Source organism: Agrobacterium sp. FDAARGOS_525 (assembly GCF_003938925.1).
Classification (GTDB): Bacteria; Pseudomonadota; Alphaproteobacteria; order Rhizobiales; family Rhizobiaceae; genus Agrobacterium; species Agrobacterium pusense.
In genome coordinates this window covers 1099899-1114132 of record NZ_RKIU01000003.1, presented here as the reverse complement: position 1 = coordinate 1114132, position 14234 = coordinate 1099899, and the positions used below count along the sequence as shown (strand labels likewise).

Below are 14234 nucleotides of genomic sequence, written 5' to 3'. Positions count from 1 at the left end.
TCCCGGGAATGTCTGCGGAACCGCCAGCCGTTATACCGGCTGTGCTTGCCTCATATCCTTGCATGGCTCAATGAAAAATTCATCCGGTTTTTTTGACCCGGTGGAAAAACTTTGATCTGGCGATTTTTTAGTCTTTCCACCGGGCAGAACTGCAAAAAAACTAGTCGATATTACAGCTTACGCCGGTTCCCCTGAGGCCGCAGTAGCCACCCGGGTTCTTGGCAAGATATTGCTGGTGATAGTCCTCAGCGTAATAAAACATTTCAAGCGGCCCGATCTCGGTGGTGATGGCGCCGGCATGGCCAGCCTCTTCCAGAGCCTGCTGAAATGCGTCTCGAGCTTTCTGTGCCTGCTGCAGCTGCCCTTCCGTTGTCGCATAAATGGCGGAACGATAGGTCGTGCCGACGTCGTTGCCTTGCCGCATGCCTTGAGTGGGATCGTGCTCCTCGAAAAATATCTTCAAGAGCGCCCCGAGCGAGATCGTCGCCGGATCGTAGACAACCTTGACAACCTCGGCATGGCCCGTCTGACCCGTCGTCGTTTCCTGATAGGTCGGATTGCGGGTAAAGCCGCCGGCATAACCGACCGCCGTCACCCAAACGCCGGGCGTCTTCCAGAACAACCGCTCCGCGCCCCAGAAGCAACCCATGCCGAGATAGATGGTCTCGAAGCCATCCGGATAAGGCCCCTTCAGAGGTCTGCCGTTGACGAAGTGAAGTTCCGGCACAACGAGAGCCTCTTCACGGCCAGGCAACGCCGTCTCTTCGGTCGGCATCGTCGTTTTTTTAGAAAGCGTATCGAACAGGAACATTCGGTCCTCCATGCGGCCAGTTCCGCCGCTTCTCACGGTTCACATCCGCGGGCGCCAGCCCCGTCAGACCGACAAACGTCTCGTCGCCTTGTATTTTCTGTAACCGGCCATCCAGCAGAGGAGGGACAGAGCGAGGAAAAAGGCAAATGCAGGCAGTGCCGACAGGGCATTTTCTATGAAGCGCCACGCTTCAGGGTGAATATAGTGAGCCAGAGACGCTTCCACCATGGTTCGCGAAGCAGGAAGAAGATAGTTCCAGACTGACATTATGCCGGTGATGGTGACTGATGACGTGGAAACAGAGCGGATCGAATCGAGCACACCCAGAAAAATCGCTGCGGCGAGGAAAAGAAAGCTCAAAAACCGCAAAAAAGCTTTCATTGGGATACCTCGCTCACGGTCTGCCGCTTACGGCAGCCACATTTTGAAACATTTCCTGCATGGATAAAGGCCGGAAAACGCGATTGCAATCGCATCGAAAGGCATGAAATTGCCGACAATTCAAAAAACTGTCAGATTCGTGTTGATCCCTGCGAATTCATCGGTATATATCGCGCCGTTCCAGTGATTTGCATTCTTCATGACATGCAGACTTGTAAAAGGACAGGTGGCCGAGTGGTTTAAGGCGCACGCCTGGAACGCGTGTGTGCGTGAAAGCGTACCGTGGGTTCGAATCCCACCCTGTCCGCCATCAATTTGAGCTAAATTACTGATTTATAATAATTTTCTCTCTCGTGAATTTACTTTTGGTACAATTATTGGTACAAAAAGTGTATGAACAAGGCTCGTCTTCCCGGCTTCGAAGCTCGATATCTGTATCTCCGTGGTGACGGCAATTTCGTCTATCGACGCCCCATTCCCGGGCAGCTTCGGTTGCTTGCCGGGCGAAAGTCGGAATTCAAGGAATCGCTGAGGACCCGCGATCCGGTCAAGGCGACCGTCCGATATGGCGAACTTCACAGCAAATACGAAAATATTCTGGAACAGCTGAAAAACGGCATTCCATTCTCCAGCCGGAAAATGCCGTCGCTGGCCGAACTGAAAGACAAGGCGAAGGAATTTAACCTCCCTTACAAGTCAGCCGATGACCTGATGGAAAAAGCTGACATGCGATCGATGATGACACGTCTTGCAAAATGGGAGGCTCTCGGTCGTCCCACAGGCGTGGAAATGAGTGCACTGTTCGGGTCGCTGCCGGACCTTGTTACCATCCAGAACGTCCTCGAATTCTACGAGGAACATACCCGAGTGGACATGATCGGAAAAACCAAGCGGGAGGCCAGCAAAAGCCAAAGTCCAGTCAAGGCTGCCGTCAAGCGATTCCGGGATTTTGTCGGCTCTGACATCCCCCTTGAGGAAATCAAACGTTCGACCGCAAACGAATACAAATCACACCTGATTGGGATCGTCGAAAAAGGTAAGCTCACCGCCGAAAGTGCCAACAAGACGATCATGCACCTTCGCAAAATCATTACCTTTTATATCGAGAACATGGATCTCGAAATGAGCAATCCCTTCGCCGGCATTCGGCTGAAGGGGAAGAAGAACTCGCGTCCTGTCTTTTCGCTTGAGTTCATCAAGCAGAACTGGCTGCGAGGTGATCCATTCGCGACGTTGAATGACGAAGCCAGAGGTGCACTCTTCGCCATGATCGATACCGGTTGCGGACCGAAGGAAATTATCGGTCTGGACGCGTCAGAAATCCGGCTAGATGCCGAAATTCCTCATATCGTCGTTCAGGCCAACAATTACCGACAACTCAAAACCGATCATCGTGGCCGAACTATTCCCCTCATCGGCCACGCCCTCAAGGCGTTTCAGGCGAACCCGGAGGGCTTTCCGGCATATAGGAGACCAACAGGGGCCGACGCCCTGTCAGCCGTGTTGATGAAGCACCTGAAGACGAACAAGCTTCTCGAAACTGACGATCACTCGGTTTACAGCCTCCGGCACATGTTCAAGGACCGGATGAGAAAGCACAAAGTGCCAGAGGAGTTGCAAAACTTCCTGATGGGTCACAAGAACCCTATGATTGGTGCGAGTTACGGTGCGGGATACGATCTCGCCAGCACCCTTGAATACCTCAAAAATCTCGAATCCGACTGGAAATAGTGGTTTACTTTTTTCAATAAATACAATATATTCAATCTGATGCTTAGGCATGACTGCCGTTATTTTAGAGAGTCTATACGGCTAGACAAAATCCCTAAAAATGAAATCAGATTTGGATGAGGATGAGCTCGAGTGGCTCACCCAAAGGTTGTGTTCGTTAGGAAACACGGCCCATAAAAATTCAGACCCGAATATTGTTCGTTTGGTCAACTTTTATTGGAAAAAGGCCCAGGAATTAAGGGAAAACACCCGGCCTTTATGGCTTGAGGCGGCCTGATCCACCCCCCTTTAAAATAACACGATAGACGGCACACGTTATGCGTGCAAAGGTAGTGTTTGGGTGACTTTGCCCTCGACTGCCTGTCTTATTGTGGCTATAAGATGGACTCGAGCGATGAGCCGAGCGGGTCCAATTGTTTATTATATTCTAAATATAGAATAACTTATAGGATATGTTATAAAATCATATGGATAACTCTTCTAAATATAGTCTAGACTCTTCTTTCTCCCTATTTATAGAACAAGTATTTAATGAGAAATATATGTTTGACCTTCAGGTCAAACATATATGCCGTAAGGCATCCTTAAGTCATTTTTATAATCACCTATTCTTTATCACAGTCCATTTTAAACCCGATATCTGCAAGATCGCCAACGAAAAATCTCCTGTTCAAACCAAGGCTGTTTTCGATGCCTACAGGAAATGGCACCTGAACGTCAGCAAGAAGCTTCTGGGTCCAAAATTCAACAAAAAACCTCTGCTACAGCCGTTCAGCATGGCATTCCTCGATGTCGAAGGAAGTCGCTACAAGATGGCTCCAAAGGTGTTTCAGATACCGCATATCCACGCCTTGCTTCTTGTTCATCCTGACACTCAGGCGGAGTTTGAGAAGCTGAGGAAAAGCGGGGTCCTGAAAGAAGCCAACGACAGTCGCATTACCGGCATCGATATCATCAAGTTTGAGCCGCAACTTGGCTCTGTTACGCCGCTGATGACCTATGCGTCAAAATACCCCTGCCAGACTCTCAGAGAAGCAAGGATCGACAAAACGTTCTGGTCATATCCGGATTTGGATCCGACCGTTTATCCATTCTATAAAGGCGACCATTTATTTAATTGACGACGAAACGTTGCAGGAAATAGAGGGACGTCGAGGTTTTTGAGCTTAGAGTCTGATTCAAAACTATCTCGTGTAATTTCATGCTCTTGCGATACGGCGTGTGAAGAGCTGGATTGATGCGATGAACAGCCAGGCGGTTGCTGAGGCGATGGTTTGTTCGAAGTCCTTGGCGAGACGTCGGTTGCGGCTGAGCCATGCGAAGGTTCGTTCCACCACCCAGCGGCGCGGCAGCACCTCGAAGCCTTTCGCGGCGTCGGACCGCTTGATGATTTCGATGGTCCATTTGCTCTTTCCGATCTTGCGCAGTGCCTCCCGGAGCTTGTCACCGGCATACCCACCATCGGCGAAGACGTGCCGCAGCCACGGGAAGCGGCGGATTATTTCGGCGAGGACGAACGGTGCCCCGTCGCGATCCTGGATGTCGGCGGTGTGGATCACAGCATGAACCAGGTTGCCGTCTGTGTCGGTCAGGATGTGGCGCTTGCGCCCCTTGATTTTCTTGCCCGCATCGTAGCCCCGAGGCCCGCCGCTCTCGGTGGTTTTGACACTCTGGCTGTCGATCACTCCTGCACTGGGCGACGCTTCGCGCCCTGCCGCTTCCCGGCCGATCAGAAGCAGAGCATGATTGAGCGAAAGCCACAGACCATTGTCGCGCCACAGGTAGAACCAGCGTCGTACCGTCGAGACCGGAGGAAAGCAGGGCGGCAACATCCGCCAAGGCAGCCCTCCGCGCAGCAGATACAGGATCGCCTCGACGATGCGCCGCAGCGGCCACTTCCGCGGACGCCCAACCTGTGAAGGCTGCGGAAGAAACGGCTCCAGCACGGCCCATTCCGCGTCAGTCAAATCGCTTGGCAAAGTCAGCTGTGCACGGGCATACTGCGCCCGAGTGGTGTCGGTCCACATCGTCGAACTCCGGAAGTTTGTTGCAAAACCCCGTGAATCAGCGACTTGGGATGGCGTCAAGCTAACCCGCTGACACCACTCAACTTAATTTCGGATCAGGCTCTTAGACAATAGACTGAAACGAGCAGGCCAAATACGCATGGTTCATAATTGACCCTTATTATGCCCGGCGCTACTAATTCTGCACCGGCTCGCAGAGTCAGCGGCCTAATCCTTTTTCGGAATAGTTGCGTGATTAAACAGATTATTTGCATAAACTGGGGCACAAAATACGGTGCTCCTTACGTAAATCGGCTTTATGCGATGGTGGCGAGAAACATAACCCCACCCTTCACGTTTACCTGCTTTACAGATAATCGCGAGGGCATCCATCCTGCGGTTCTGTGCGAAGACCTTCCCTCTATCGACTACGAAATTCCAGAAACAAGACGAGGCATATGGCCTAAATCGCGTCTGTGGGGTGAGAAACTAGGGTCACTATCGGGAACGGTGCTCTTTTTGGATCTGGATCTGGTTATCACCGGTTCGCTTGATCGCTTTTTTGCCTTCGGTAATCCGGAAGATGTGATCCTATCTCGCAACGCAGCGAAGCCGTTCGAGCGGCTGGGACAGACTTCTGTTTATCGTTTTCCAGTCGGAAAGCTCGTCCCTATCCAGAAGAAATTTGCCGCCAATCCCCTCGCCGTGGCCGAGGAATATGGCTATGAACAACGTTTCGTGACTCGCGAAGCACCAGGCGGGATCAAATTTTTCCCACGAAAATGGATACGACATTTTCGTTTTCAGTGTTTGCTCCCATTCCCGCTAAACCTCTTCTTCCCTGCACGGCTACCGGCAGAAACAAGCATTGTCATTTTCCCCGGCGAAGTTCTGCCATCAGATGCTATCACTGGCGGATGGTCCGGGCGTCAAGGTATTACTCTCTGGCAGCACTTGAAAGCATTTGCCGACTATGGCTTCCGCCGCAAACGGCCGTTTCAGTTCTTGCGCCACTTTATGCTTCCAGTGAAATGGGTCGAAGATCACTGGCGCGAATAGTGAGACTCTGCACCTTACACTTTGAGGTTTGCCTACAAACGGCAGTAATTTTTTTAAGCACGGCGTTATTCGATTAGAGGGGCTTCGACACCTTCCAAACGCCAGTAGTCGCTGCCCCAACTGTGTTATCTGGCTATGCCTCGTGAGAGGATCGGTCTTAATATGAAACACTATAGATAATTCGGTTTCACAATTTAGCCATTTTCATATCCTGCGGCACCAAATAGTCAACCCCTGATTGGGTATTTCGAAACACCTCGTATAAGAAGTGTTTCGATCAGCGAAGTGCGGCTTTCGACCTCTTCTTCGATAACTATTTCGGATTTTCCTCGCTCAAAGCATTCCTGAAACAAAATTATCTATTCGGTTTCAAAGGTGATGCTTTGAAGCAGGGTCGGGTGATGAACGAAAATAATGCTGATCGAACAATATCAGCAATCCTGCAAATGCAGTTGCCATCGGCATTCTTTGGAAATCCGGAGAATATCTAAATTTATCTCGTAAAATAAGATATTTACACGAATTATCGTCTTGATAAAGTGTTTCAAGACGTAAAGGAATACCTCAGCAATGATCAATGATTGCAATGGAAAACGACTTTATCTTACCTCGTCAGAGCGACAGGCTTTCCTGAAAGCCGCCATCAAACGACCCGGAACGATCCGTTCTTTTTGCGAAACGCTCCACTTTACCGGATGCCGTATTTCCGAAGCACTCAACCTGACCGTCGACCGGATTGATCTGGAGAACGAGACGATCATTTTCGAGACCTTGAAGAAGCGACGCTCCGGCGTGTTTCGAGCCGTGCCGGTCCCTTCACAGCTTCTGAATACACTTGAACTTGTCCATCAAATTCGTCGACCGGGAAAGCTGGACCGCCGCCTGTGGCCGTGGTCAAGAGCGACAGGATGGAGATACGTCAAATCGGTGATGACAGACGCTGGAATAGCATCTGGCCCGCAATCGTCTCCCAAAGGTCTGAGACACGGTTATGGCGTGAATGCCATCTCTTCCGGTGTTCCCTTGAACATGCTGTCAAAATGGATGGGCCACTCTGCGATTGAGATTACGTCAATCTATGCCAACGCCGTGGGCAGTGAACAAAAGCAGATCTCGGAAAGAATGTGGATCAACCCCTAGCGATCCTGTCGGTGCGTTCGCGTCGCAAAATTTGAAGCCAGAAACAGCACTTGGGATGAGCATGCTGAAAAGAACGAAATACATTTACCCCTTTCTCGCCGGACTTGCCTTGTCCGGCTGCGATCAGAACGTAACAGCCACGCTATACACCAGCGACATTCAGGGAATGATTGAGACGCACGGAAAAAGCGTTCCGGTCGATATCACAATCGAAGTCCTCGAGTCCGGGATTGATAAGCAGTGCGCGAAGCCGGAAGGCAAGATGATCGTTGATGCCGTAGCGTCAGTATTCGAGAGTGCGAGCCTGATTGGATGTGAAGATATTTCCGGGAGCATCAACGACAGGATGCTGATCAAGGCAAGAACGGTTCTAGATGCACCTGCCTCTCCCGAGGTCGAGCCGGGGAAATTCCTGCTGCATTTCAGCACATTTAAAGAGGATAAATCGCATTTCATCGTCGCACGCTTCAACGCTGAAGCCTATTCAGCACTTCAGCAGCAACTTCAAAAAATGAACATGATGGCACGTCCGAAATTCGAGGACGCGTCCATGACCATAACAATCGAAAACGATATGCGTGAACCTGCAGCAATTTATACCAGCACAGGTCTTTTCGTTGACGGTGTACCTGCCGATCAAAACGTGGAAGCAAAACTTGCTTCCCGACAAAAAATGACGATCAAGCTCGGTGACGTCAAGCAATCGTTTCTAGGCAAAAACGGTTGGGCCGGTATCGCCAACATCGGCCACAGCCCTTCGTCAAACTAACTTATCAGGATTTCAAACAATGCAAAAAGCAGGCGGAATTATCGCACTGATCGCAGGTATTTTCGGCATTCTTGCCGCAGTGATAACATTGTTCGTCGGTGGCATCGGGGCTGGACTGGAAGCCGACGGTGCATCTACCGTCGTCGGCTTGGGATGGGGCGGTATCCTCTTCTCGTTCCTCACGATTATCTTTGGCGCCGTTGCCATGGGAGCGACGAGCAAAACTCCCGGTGCCCTGCTTATCGTCAGTGCAATCCTTGGAGCGGTTCTGGGCGGAACCCTAGTCGCCATTTTCATGGCCCTCGCTTTCATCGGCGGTATTCTTGCTGTCTTCGGTGCAAAGAAAGCGACTGTCGCAGAAGCAAAATGAAGCTCTTCTGGAAATCATTGTTCTGGATTGTGGTCGTTGGTCTTGGCTTGCCGGTTTTTGGAAGCCTTTTGGGTCTTATCCTTTCGTCATTCATCGACGCTCAAGGGTCCGGTAGTCCCGGTAAAGAAGTTCTCGACGACGCCCCGATCAGCACCACACCACCTGACGATCTGGTGAATGCACTTTCATTCTTTTCGGGACTTACCGAGGTTCAGAAGAGCGAGATCAAAGATTCTTATCGCGGAAAGCTTGTGAAATGGAAGTTGCCGGTCTGGGATGTCTCGCAGCGTAACGAGGAGTTTGTCATCCAGACATCCAGCCAGGGTAAGATCGCGATTTTCTGTAAAATCCTACCGTCCGACGACAATGAGGCAAAGAGGATCAGGCAACTGGCCGCCGGTGATTTGATTACCTGCAAAGGCATCGTCAGTGGCTACACCTTGGGAAACGTGAATATTTCTCCCGCCAAACTGGCCGATTGAAGGGCAGCATCCTCATTCATAGTTTCAGAGAAAACACCCAGCAGGGAAGATATTAATGAAAAAAGCTACCGTTTATGCAGCGATGCTTCTTGGTTTGATGGCCACCTCCGTTGAGGCGTCAACGATTGAACCCTCGGTCTACGTGTGCTTCCCAACCGACGAGGGCGAGGCAGAACTAGACAACATTGTTGAATTTGCCATCACAGCCGCACAGCAGAAAAAACTCTATTCAACGGCAAGGAAGGGCGTTCAAGAGGGTGTCTACACGGACTGCTATCATGAGGGCGGAGCCAAGGGATATCCAGAGGTCAAGTCCGTTAAGGCCTGTAAAAAGTATGCCGATGAATGGTACGGTCAGACCGGAGGGGCCTTGGTGATTATTTCCTGCCTCGCCAAATAGATTATTCTCTATTTCCGATCCATAGGTCGGGACGCATTCCGGGTGGTCTTTCCCAACACTAAGACAAAAGAAATCCGGCTTGACGGAATCACAAATCAAGAGATTTGTTCTGGTTCACATTTGTCGCTGCTAACTATTCTTGCGGCCATTTATTAAAGTTTATTACAAAAATCTTGGCTGAGTAGGGTGTGGTTTTGATGGTACTTTGGTGCGCACCGACGCCGGATCGACGCTCGCGAATGAATTCCATCCGTCTCTAGAAAATGAATCACTATTGAGAGGATAGTTGGTCAGAAGATTGTCTGCTCAACTCGTTTGTGAAACCAATTGTCCTCATTGTTTTTATGGAGACAATTTCCTCATAGAATGCCATCATACCGTGTATTGCATTTGCGACTCGCGGGAAGATCATGAGCAAAGACATTAGGACCAACCCTGTCATTATTCGCCCAGATACTAGCATTGGCAATAATGCGGCTGAAGCTGATGATGAGTTTCTCTTCGAATGCTTTGTCGACCATCCCGCATTGGACGTTACACGCGACGTTAGCAATTCGAAAATGTTTGTCCTCGCTCGGACAGGTGGTGGAAAAACAGCCATAATTCGAATGATCAGCCAACAATATCCAGATACGTCGTCGGTCATCGATCTTTCGGGCCTTTCAATGGATTATGTTGCAAACTCAAATATCATTCGCTTCCTGCAATCTTTAGACGTGGACCTAGATCTGTTTTTTCAGGCGTTGTGGAAGCACGTTCTTTGCCTTGAATATATTCGGCTGCGATATCAGGTGAAAAATGATGAAGGCTCACGTCAAGTATTCGGATGGTTCCGAGATTTCTTTAAATCTGACGGGCGACGACAGTCCGCGTTGAAATATCTGGCGGAATGGGAAGGTAAATTTTTCATCACGATGGATGAAAATATAAAGGAGATTACCGCTAAGCTAGAGTCAAAGGTGAATGGCGAACTTTCTGCTGAAATTGAGAAATTTAACGCTCGTGCCGGATACTCACGCAGCTTGAGTAGCGAGAAGAAGTCTGAACTAGTAGCTCGAGCAAAAAGAATCGTTAATGCCGAGCAATTGGCCGAACTGAACAAGGTCTTGGATCTTCTTTCTAGCTACGAGGCACCTGATGGAAAGTATAAAAAGAGTTTCTATATTTTGATAGATAAGCTGGATGAAAAGTGGGTAGATGAAACTGTTCGCTTTGATCTTATCCGTGCTTTGATTGAATGCTTGCGATCATTTAATAAAATCTCAAAACTAAAGGTAGTTGTAGCGATCCGAGAGGATGTATTGGAGCGTGTCGTTCAAGACAACCGCGACATCGGATTTCAGCGAGAAAAATACGACGACTATTTTCTTCGAGTCATATGGTCTAACGGCCAGTTAAAGGAGCTTGTACAGCGCCGGATAAATAAGCTGTACAAGAAAAAATACACGTCAGAAAATGTCACCTTCGATGATATCTTTCGCGCCAAAATTGGCAATAAGGAGCCGATGGATTACATCATAGAAAGGACGCTCAAGCGACCCCGCGACGTCATTTCCTTCGTCAACGAATGCTTTCAGAAAGCACAGGGAAAAACGGAAGTCTCTCCTAAAGTAATAAAGGAAGCCGAATCAGAGTACTCCCGCATTCGCATGCAAGCGTTGATAGCAGAGTGGCAGAGTGCTTTTCCCTCTCTCGCGTCAGCATTTAAACTCCTTGCAAACAGACGCGGCCGCTTCACATCAAGCGAGATTTCTGAAAAAGCTTTTTTAGATGAATTCGTTTTGGCGGTTCATGAACGGGGAATAGCTGCGAGCGATCCAATCAAGCATTGTGTTGACAGGTATATTCGCGAGGGAGCTGAGACGGCGAGTGTCCCGCTGGTTCGTGTTTTAGTCAGTGAGCTTTATCGTATAGGGGCGATTGGCGTTAAGACGTCATCGGGCGAACGATACATATATTCGTTCCAAGACGTTCCAGTGATCAACCCAGAATCAATCGATCTCGGAACAAGAATACACATCCATCCAATGCTGCACCGTGCATTAAACGTTCAAGACGATAATCAAAGATAAAAAGCTCCATCGAATCGGATATCTGGCTTTGAGGAGAATCGCCTCTAAAGCGATTCCGGCGAAAAACCTTACTCGGGGTCGAGAATTATCCTAAAATCCACAGCCTCTGTATTGACACAAGATGTAGAAGGCCGCACAAAAAATCATTGATAAATAACGGTTTTTTATTTCCCCTTATGGGAAAACGGGTGTGATGCACAGAGTCATCTTGACTCAAAACCAAAAAAATTGACTAAGTGCTGACGACTAAACGAAGAAACCGCCGCAAAGCTTTGGACGGCAGCGACGGTTTCTATCGGATATCCCGCTCGAATAGATCTCGGGCGCGGGACGCTACTTGTGCACTTTTTGTTGTGAGACAAAAAGCAGTCGCGGTCAAGCCCGAGGTCGCCTTAGCCATGAGGGCAAAAAATGACTGATGATTTTTCGAGGCCGTCGCATTCCCTGACGTTTGATGAAGCAATAGAGGTTCATCGTTTGATACGGCAGGGTTGGCTACAAAGCAGGATCGCTGCCCGGTTTGATACGAATCCCGGTCGCATTTCTGAGGTCAACACTGGGAAACGTCACCCTGGGAGCCTTGAGGCCTCCTTCAAGCATCCATATAACTGATGAGACTGGGCTGATGCGAAGGCCGCATCAGCCCTTTATAATCTTTTATAATAAAGAAGCTTCGTACATTCCGTGTATGTTGGTACATTTTTTGGTACATTCTGTTTTGGGCCCCACCAAAAACATTGATTAAATACAACGACTTAATGATTTAACAGAGGCAGCTTGACTTCCACCCTGTCCGCCATTTCGCCCACTTCAAACCTTTATAATGGCATCCCTGAAGTCCTTGTGCCTGCGGCGCCGGACGACTGCGCAGCATAGCGTCAAAGTCGCGTTTTTCGGCTTACGCAAGCCTTGATGGCTATGCATCTGCAAGGAAAGAGTTTCCGGCGCTTTTTTGCTGCCTTTCCCCTGCTCTTGCGCCTTGCAGCCGCAAAAATCGCTCCTTATATACGCCGCATAACAGCAGCGAAGGCTGCAAATCCAAGTCAAGGTGCTGTCAAAGGAATGCCTCACGGGGTTCAGACAGCGCGCTTCAAGGAGAGAAGAGCATGGCAAAAGTAATCGGTATCGACCTTGGCACAACCAACTCCTGCGTCGCAGTGATGGATGGCAAGGACACCAAAGTTATTGAAAACGCGGAAGGCGCACGTACCACGCCGTCCATGGTGGCATTTTCCGACGATGGCGAACGCCTTGTCGGCCAGCCGGCCAAGCGCCAGGCGGTCACCAATCCGACTAACACCCTGTTTGCGGTAAAGCGCCTGATCGGCCGCCGTTATGAAGACCCGACCGTCGAGAAGGACAAGGCTCTTGTTCCTTTTGAGATCGTCAAGGGTGACAATGGCGACGCCTGGGTGAAGGCGCAGGACAAGAATTATTCCCCTTCGCAGATTTCCGCGATGATCCTGCAGAAGATGAAGGAAACCGCTGAAGCCTATCTCGGTGAAAAGGTCGAGAAGGCCGTCATCACCGTTCCGGCGTACTTCAACGACGCGCAGCGCCAGGCAACCAAGGATGCCGGCCGCATCGCCGGCCTTGATGTTCTGCGCATCATCAACGAGCCGACCGCGGCAGCACTCGCTTACGGCCTCGACAAGAAGGACGGCAAGACGATCGCCGTTTATGACCTTGGCGGCGGCACCTTCGATATTTCCGTTCTGGAAATCGGCGACGGCGTCTTCGAAGTGAAGTCCACCAACGGCGATACCTTCCTTGGCGGTGAAGACTTCGACATGCGTCTGGTCGAGTATCTGGCCGGCGAGTTCAAGAAGGATCAGGGCATCGATCTGAAGAACGACAAGCTCGCTCTGCAGCGCCTCAAGGAAGCTGCTGAAAAGGCGAAGATCGAACTGTCGTCCTCGCAGCAGACCGAAATCAACCTGCCGTTCATCACGGCTGACGCTTCCGGTCCGAAGCACCTGACGCTGAAGCTGACCCGTGCGAAGTTCGAAAGCCTGGTCGACGACCTCGTGCAGCGCACCGTTGCACCTTGCAAGGCAGCGCTCAAGGACGCCGGCGTCTCCGCTTCCGAGATCGACGAAGTCGTTCTCGTCGGTGGCATGAGCCGCATGCCGAAGGTGCAGGAAGTCGTCAAGCAGCTGTTCGGCAAGGAGCCGCATAAGGGCGTGAACCCTGATGAAGTTGTTGCCATGGGCGCGGCCATTCAGGCCGGCGTTCTGCAGGGCGACGTCAAGGACGTTCTGCTGCTCGACGTGACCCCGCTGTCGCTCGGCATCGAAACGCTGGGTGGCGTCTTCACGCGTCTGATCGATCGCAACACGACGATCCCGACGAAGAAGAGCCAGACCTTCTCGACCGCCGAAGACAACCAGTCGGCCGTGACCATCCGCGTCTCGCAGGGTGAGCGCGAAATGGCGCAGGACAACAAGCTGCTTGGTCAGTTCGACCTCGTTGGCCTGCCGCCGGCACCGCGTGGTGTTCCGCAGATCGAAGTTACCTTCGATATCGACGCCAACGGTATCGTGCAGGTTTCGGCCAAGGACAAGGGCACCGGCAAGGAACAGCAGATCCGCATCCAGGCCTCCGGTGGCCTTTCTGACGCCGACATCGAAAAGATGGTCAAGGACGCCGAAGCCAATGCTGAGGCCGACAAGAAGCGTCGTGCGGGCGTGGAAGCCAAGAACCAGGCTGAAAGCCTCATCCATTCTACCGAGAAGTCGGTGAAGGAATATGGCGACAAGGTTTCCGAAACCGACCGCAAGGCGATCGAAGACGCCATTGCCACCCTGAAGACCGCGGTTGAGGCTTCCGAGCCTGACGCCGACGACATCCAGGCGAAGACCCAGACCCTCATGGAAGTCTCCATGAAGCTCGGTCAGGCCATCTATGAAGCGCAGCAGGCCGAGGCTGGCGATGCTTCCGAAGGCGGCAAGGATGACGTCGTCGACGCTGACTACGAAGAAATCAAGGACGACAAGAAGTCCGCATAATCGCG

13 protein-coding genes and 1 tRNA gene are annotated in these 14234 nt (G+C 50.8%); 11 read left to right on the top strand and 3 right to left on the bottom strand.

What is annotated here, in order from left to right; translation table 11 throughout:
* Positions 1-160 precede the first annotated feature (160 nt).
* Together msrA and EGT36_RS06545 are read right to left on the bottom strand one after the other, a co-directional pair.
* Positions 161-811 (bottom strand): peptide-methionine (S)-S-oxide reductase MsrA, encoded by a 651-nt coding sequence (gene msrA, locus EGT36_RS06550; RefSeq protein ID WP_125270561.1) that lies wholly within the window; start codon positions 809-811, stop codon positions 161-163.
* 63 nt (positions 812-874) lie between these two features.
* Positions 875-1192 carry a hypothetical protein gene (locus EGT36_RS06545; protein WP_037089548.1) on the bottom strand — a complete coding sequence of 106 codons (318 nt, stop codon included), beginning with the start codon at positions 1190-1192 and terminating at the stop codon, positions 875-877.
* A gap of 220 nt (positions 1193-1412) precedes the next feature.
* Between EGT36_RS06545 and EGT36_RS06540 the strand changes: the two genes are divergently transcribed.
* From EGT36_RS06540 to EGT36_RS06530, 3 genes are all read left to right on the top strand, one after another.
* A tRNA-Ser gene (locus tag EGT36_RS06540) sits at positions 1413-1502 on the top strand.
* An 83-nt stretch (positions 1503-1585) separates the two neighbouring features.
* On the top strand, positions 1586-2923 hold the full coding sequence (locus tag EGT36_RS06535) for a DUF6538 domain-containing protein (protein ID WP_312619171.1): 1338 nt from the start codon (positions 1586-1588) through the stop codon (positions 2921-2923).
* A gap of 542 nt (positions 2924-3465) precedes the next feature.
* The gene (locus EGT36_RS06530) at positions 3466-4044 is read left to right on the top strand and encodes a hypothetical protein (RefSeq protein ID WP_125270144.1); all 579 of its coding nucleotides are present in this window, start codon (positions 3466-3468) and stop codon (positions 4042-4044) included.
* Between the two features lie 78 nt (positions 4045-4122).
* On the opposite strand, the gene EGT36_RS06525 is transcribed toward EGT36_RS06530, so the two are convergent.
* Positions 4123-4950 (bottom strand): IS5 family transposase, encoded by an 828-nt coding sequence (locus tag EGT36_RS06525; protein ID WP_067489441.1) that lies wholly within the window; start codon positions 4948-4950, stop codon positions 4123-4125.
* A gap of 231 nt (positions 4951-5181) precedes the next feature.
* Here EGT36_RS06525 and EGT36_RS06520 point away from each other — a divergent pair, with 231 nt between their 5' ends.
* The 8 genes from EGT36_RS06520 (at position 5182) to dnaK (ending at position 14229) form a co-directional block, all read left to right on the top strand.
* Positions 5182-5988 carry a glycosyl transferase gene (locus EGT36_RS06520; RefSeq protein ID WP_125270143.1) on the top strand — a complete coding sequence of 269 codons (807 nt, stop codon included), beginning with the start codon at positions 5182-5184 and terminating at the stop codon, positions 5986-5988.
* Between the two features lie 570 nt (positions 5989-6558).
* Complete coding sequence (locus tag EGT36_RS06515; RefSeq protein WP_125270142.1) at positions 6559-7128, top strand: tyrosine-type recombinase/integrase; 570 nt, start codon at positions 6559-6561, stop codon at positions 7126-7128.
* 61 nt (positions 7129-7189) lie between these two features.
* Positions 7190-7897, top strand: a complete 708-nt coding sequence (locus tag EGT36_RS06510) for a DUF7424 family protein (protein ID WP_125270141.1) — start codon at positions 7190-7192, stop codon at positions 7895-7897.
* 19 nt (positions 7898-7916) lie between these two features.
* Positions 7917-8267 carry a hypothetical protein gene (locus tag EGT36_RS06505; protein ID WP_125270140.1) on the top strand — a complete coding sequence of 117 codons (351 nt, stop codon included), beginning with the start codon at positions 7917-7919 and terminating at the stop codon, positions 8265-8267.
* Positions 8264-8749, top strand: a complete 486-nt coding sequence (locus EGT36_RS06500; protein ID WP_125270139.1) for a hypothetical protein — start codon at positions 8264-8266, stop codon at positions 8747-8749. Before EGT36_RS06505 ends, EGT36_RS06500 begins: the two co-directional genes overlap by 4 nt.
* A 55-nt stretch (positions 8750-8804) precedes the next feature.
* Positions 8805-9149 (top strand): hypothetical protein, encoded by a 345-nt coding sequence (locus tag EGT36_RS06495; protein WP_125270138.1) that lies wholly within the window; start codon positions 8805-8807, stop codon positions 9147-9149.
* A gap of 410 nt (positions 9150-9559) precedes the next feature.
* On the top strand, positions 9560-11221 hold the full coding sequence (locus tag EGT36_RS06490; protein WP_125270137.1) for a P-loop ATPase, Sll1717 family: 1662 nt from the start codon (positions 9560-9562) through the stop codon (positions 11219-11221).
* A gap of 1106 nt (positions 11222-12327) precedes the next feature.
* On the top strand, positions 12328-14229 hold the full coding sequence (gene dnaK, locus EGT36_RS06485; RefSeq protein ID WP_004439158.1) for a molecular chaperone DnaK: 1902 nt from the start codon (positions 12328-12330) through the stop codon (positions 14227-14229).
* The last annotated feature ends 5 nt before the right edge of the window (positions 14230-14234 follow it).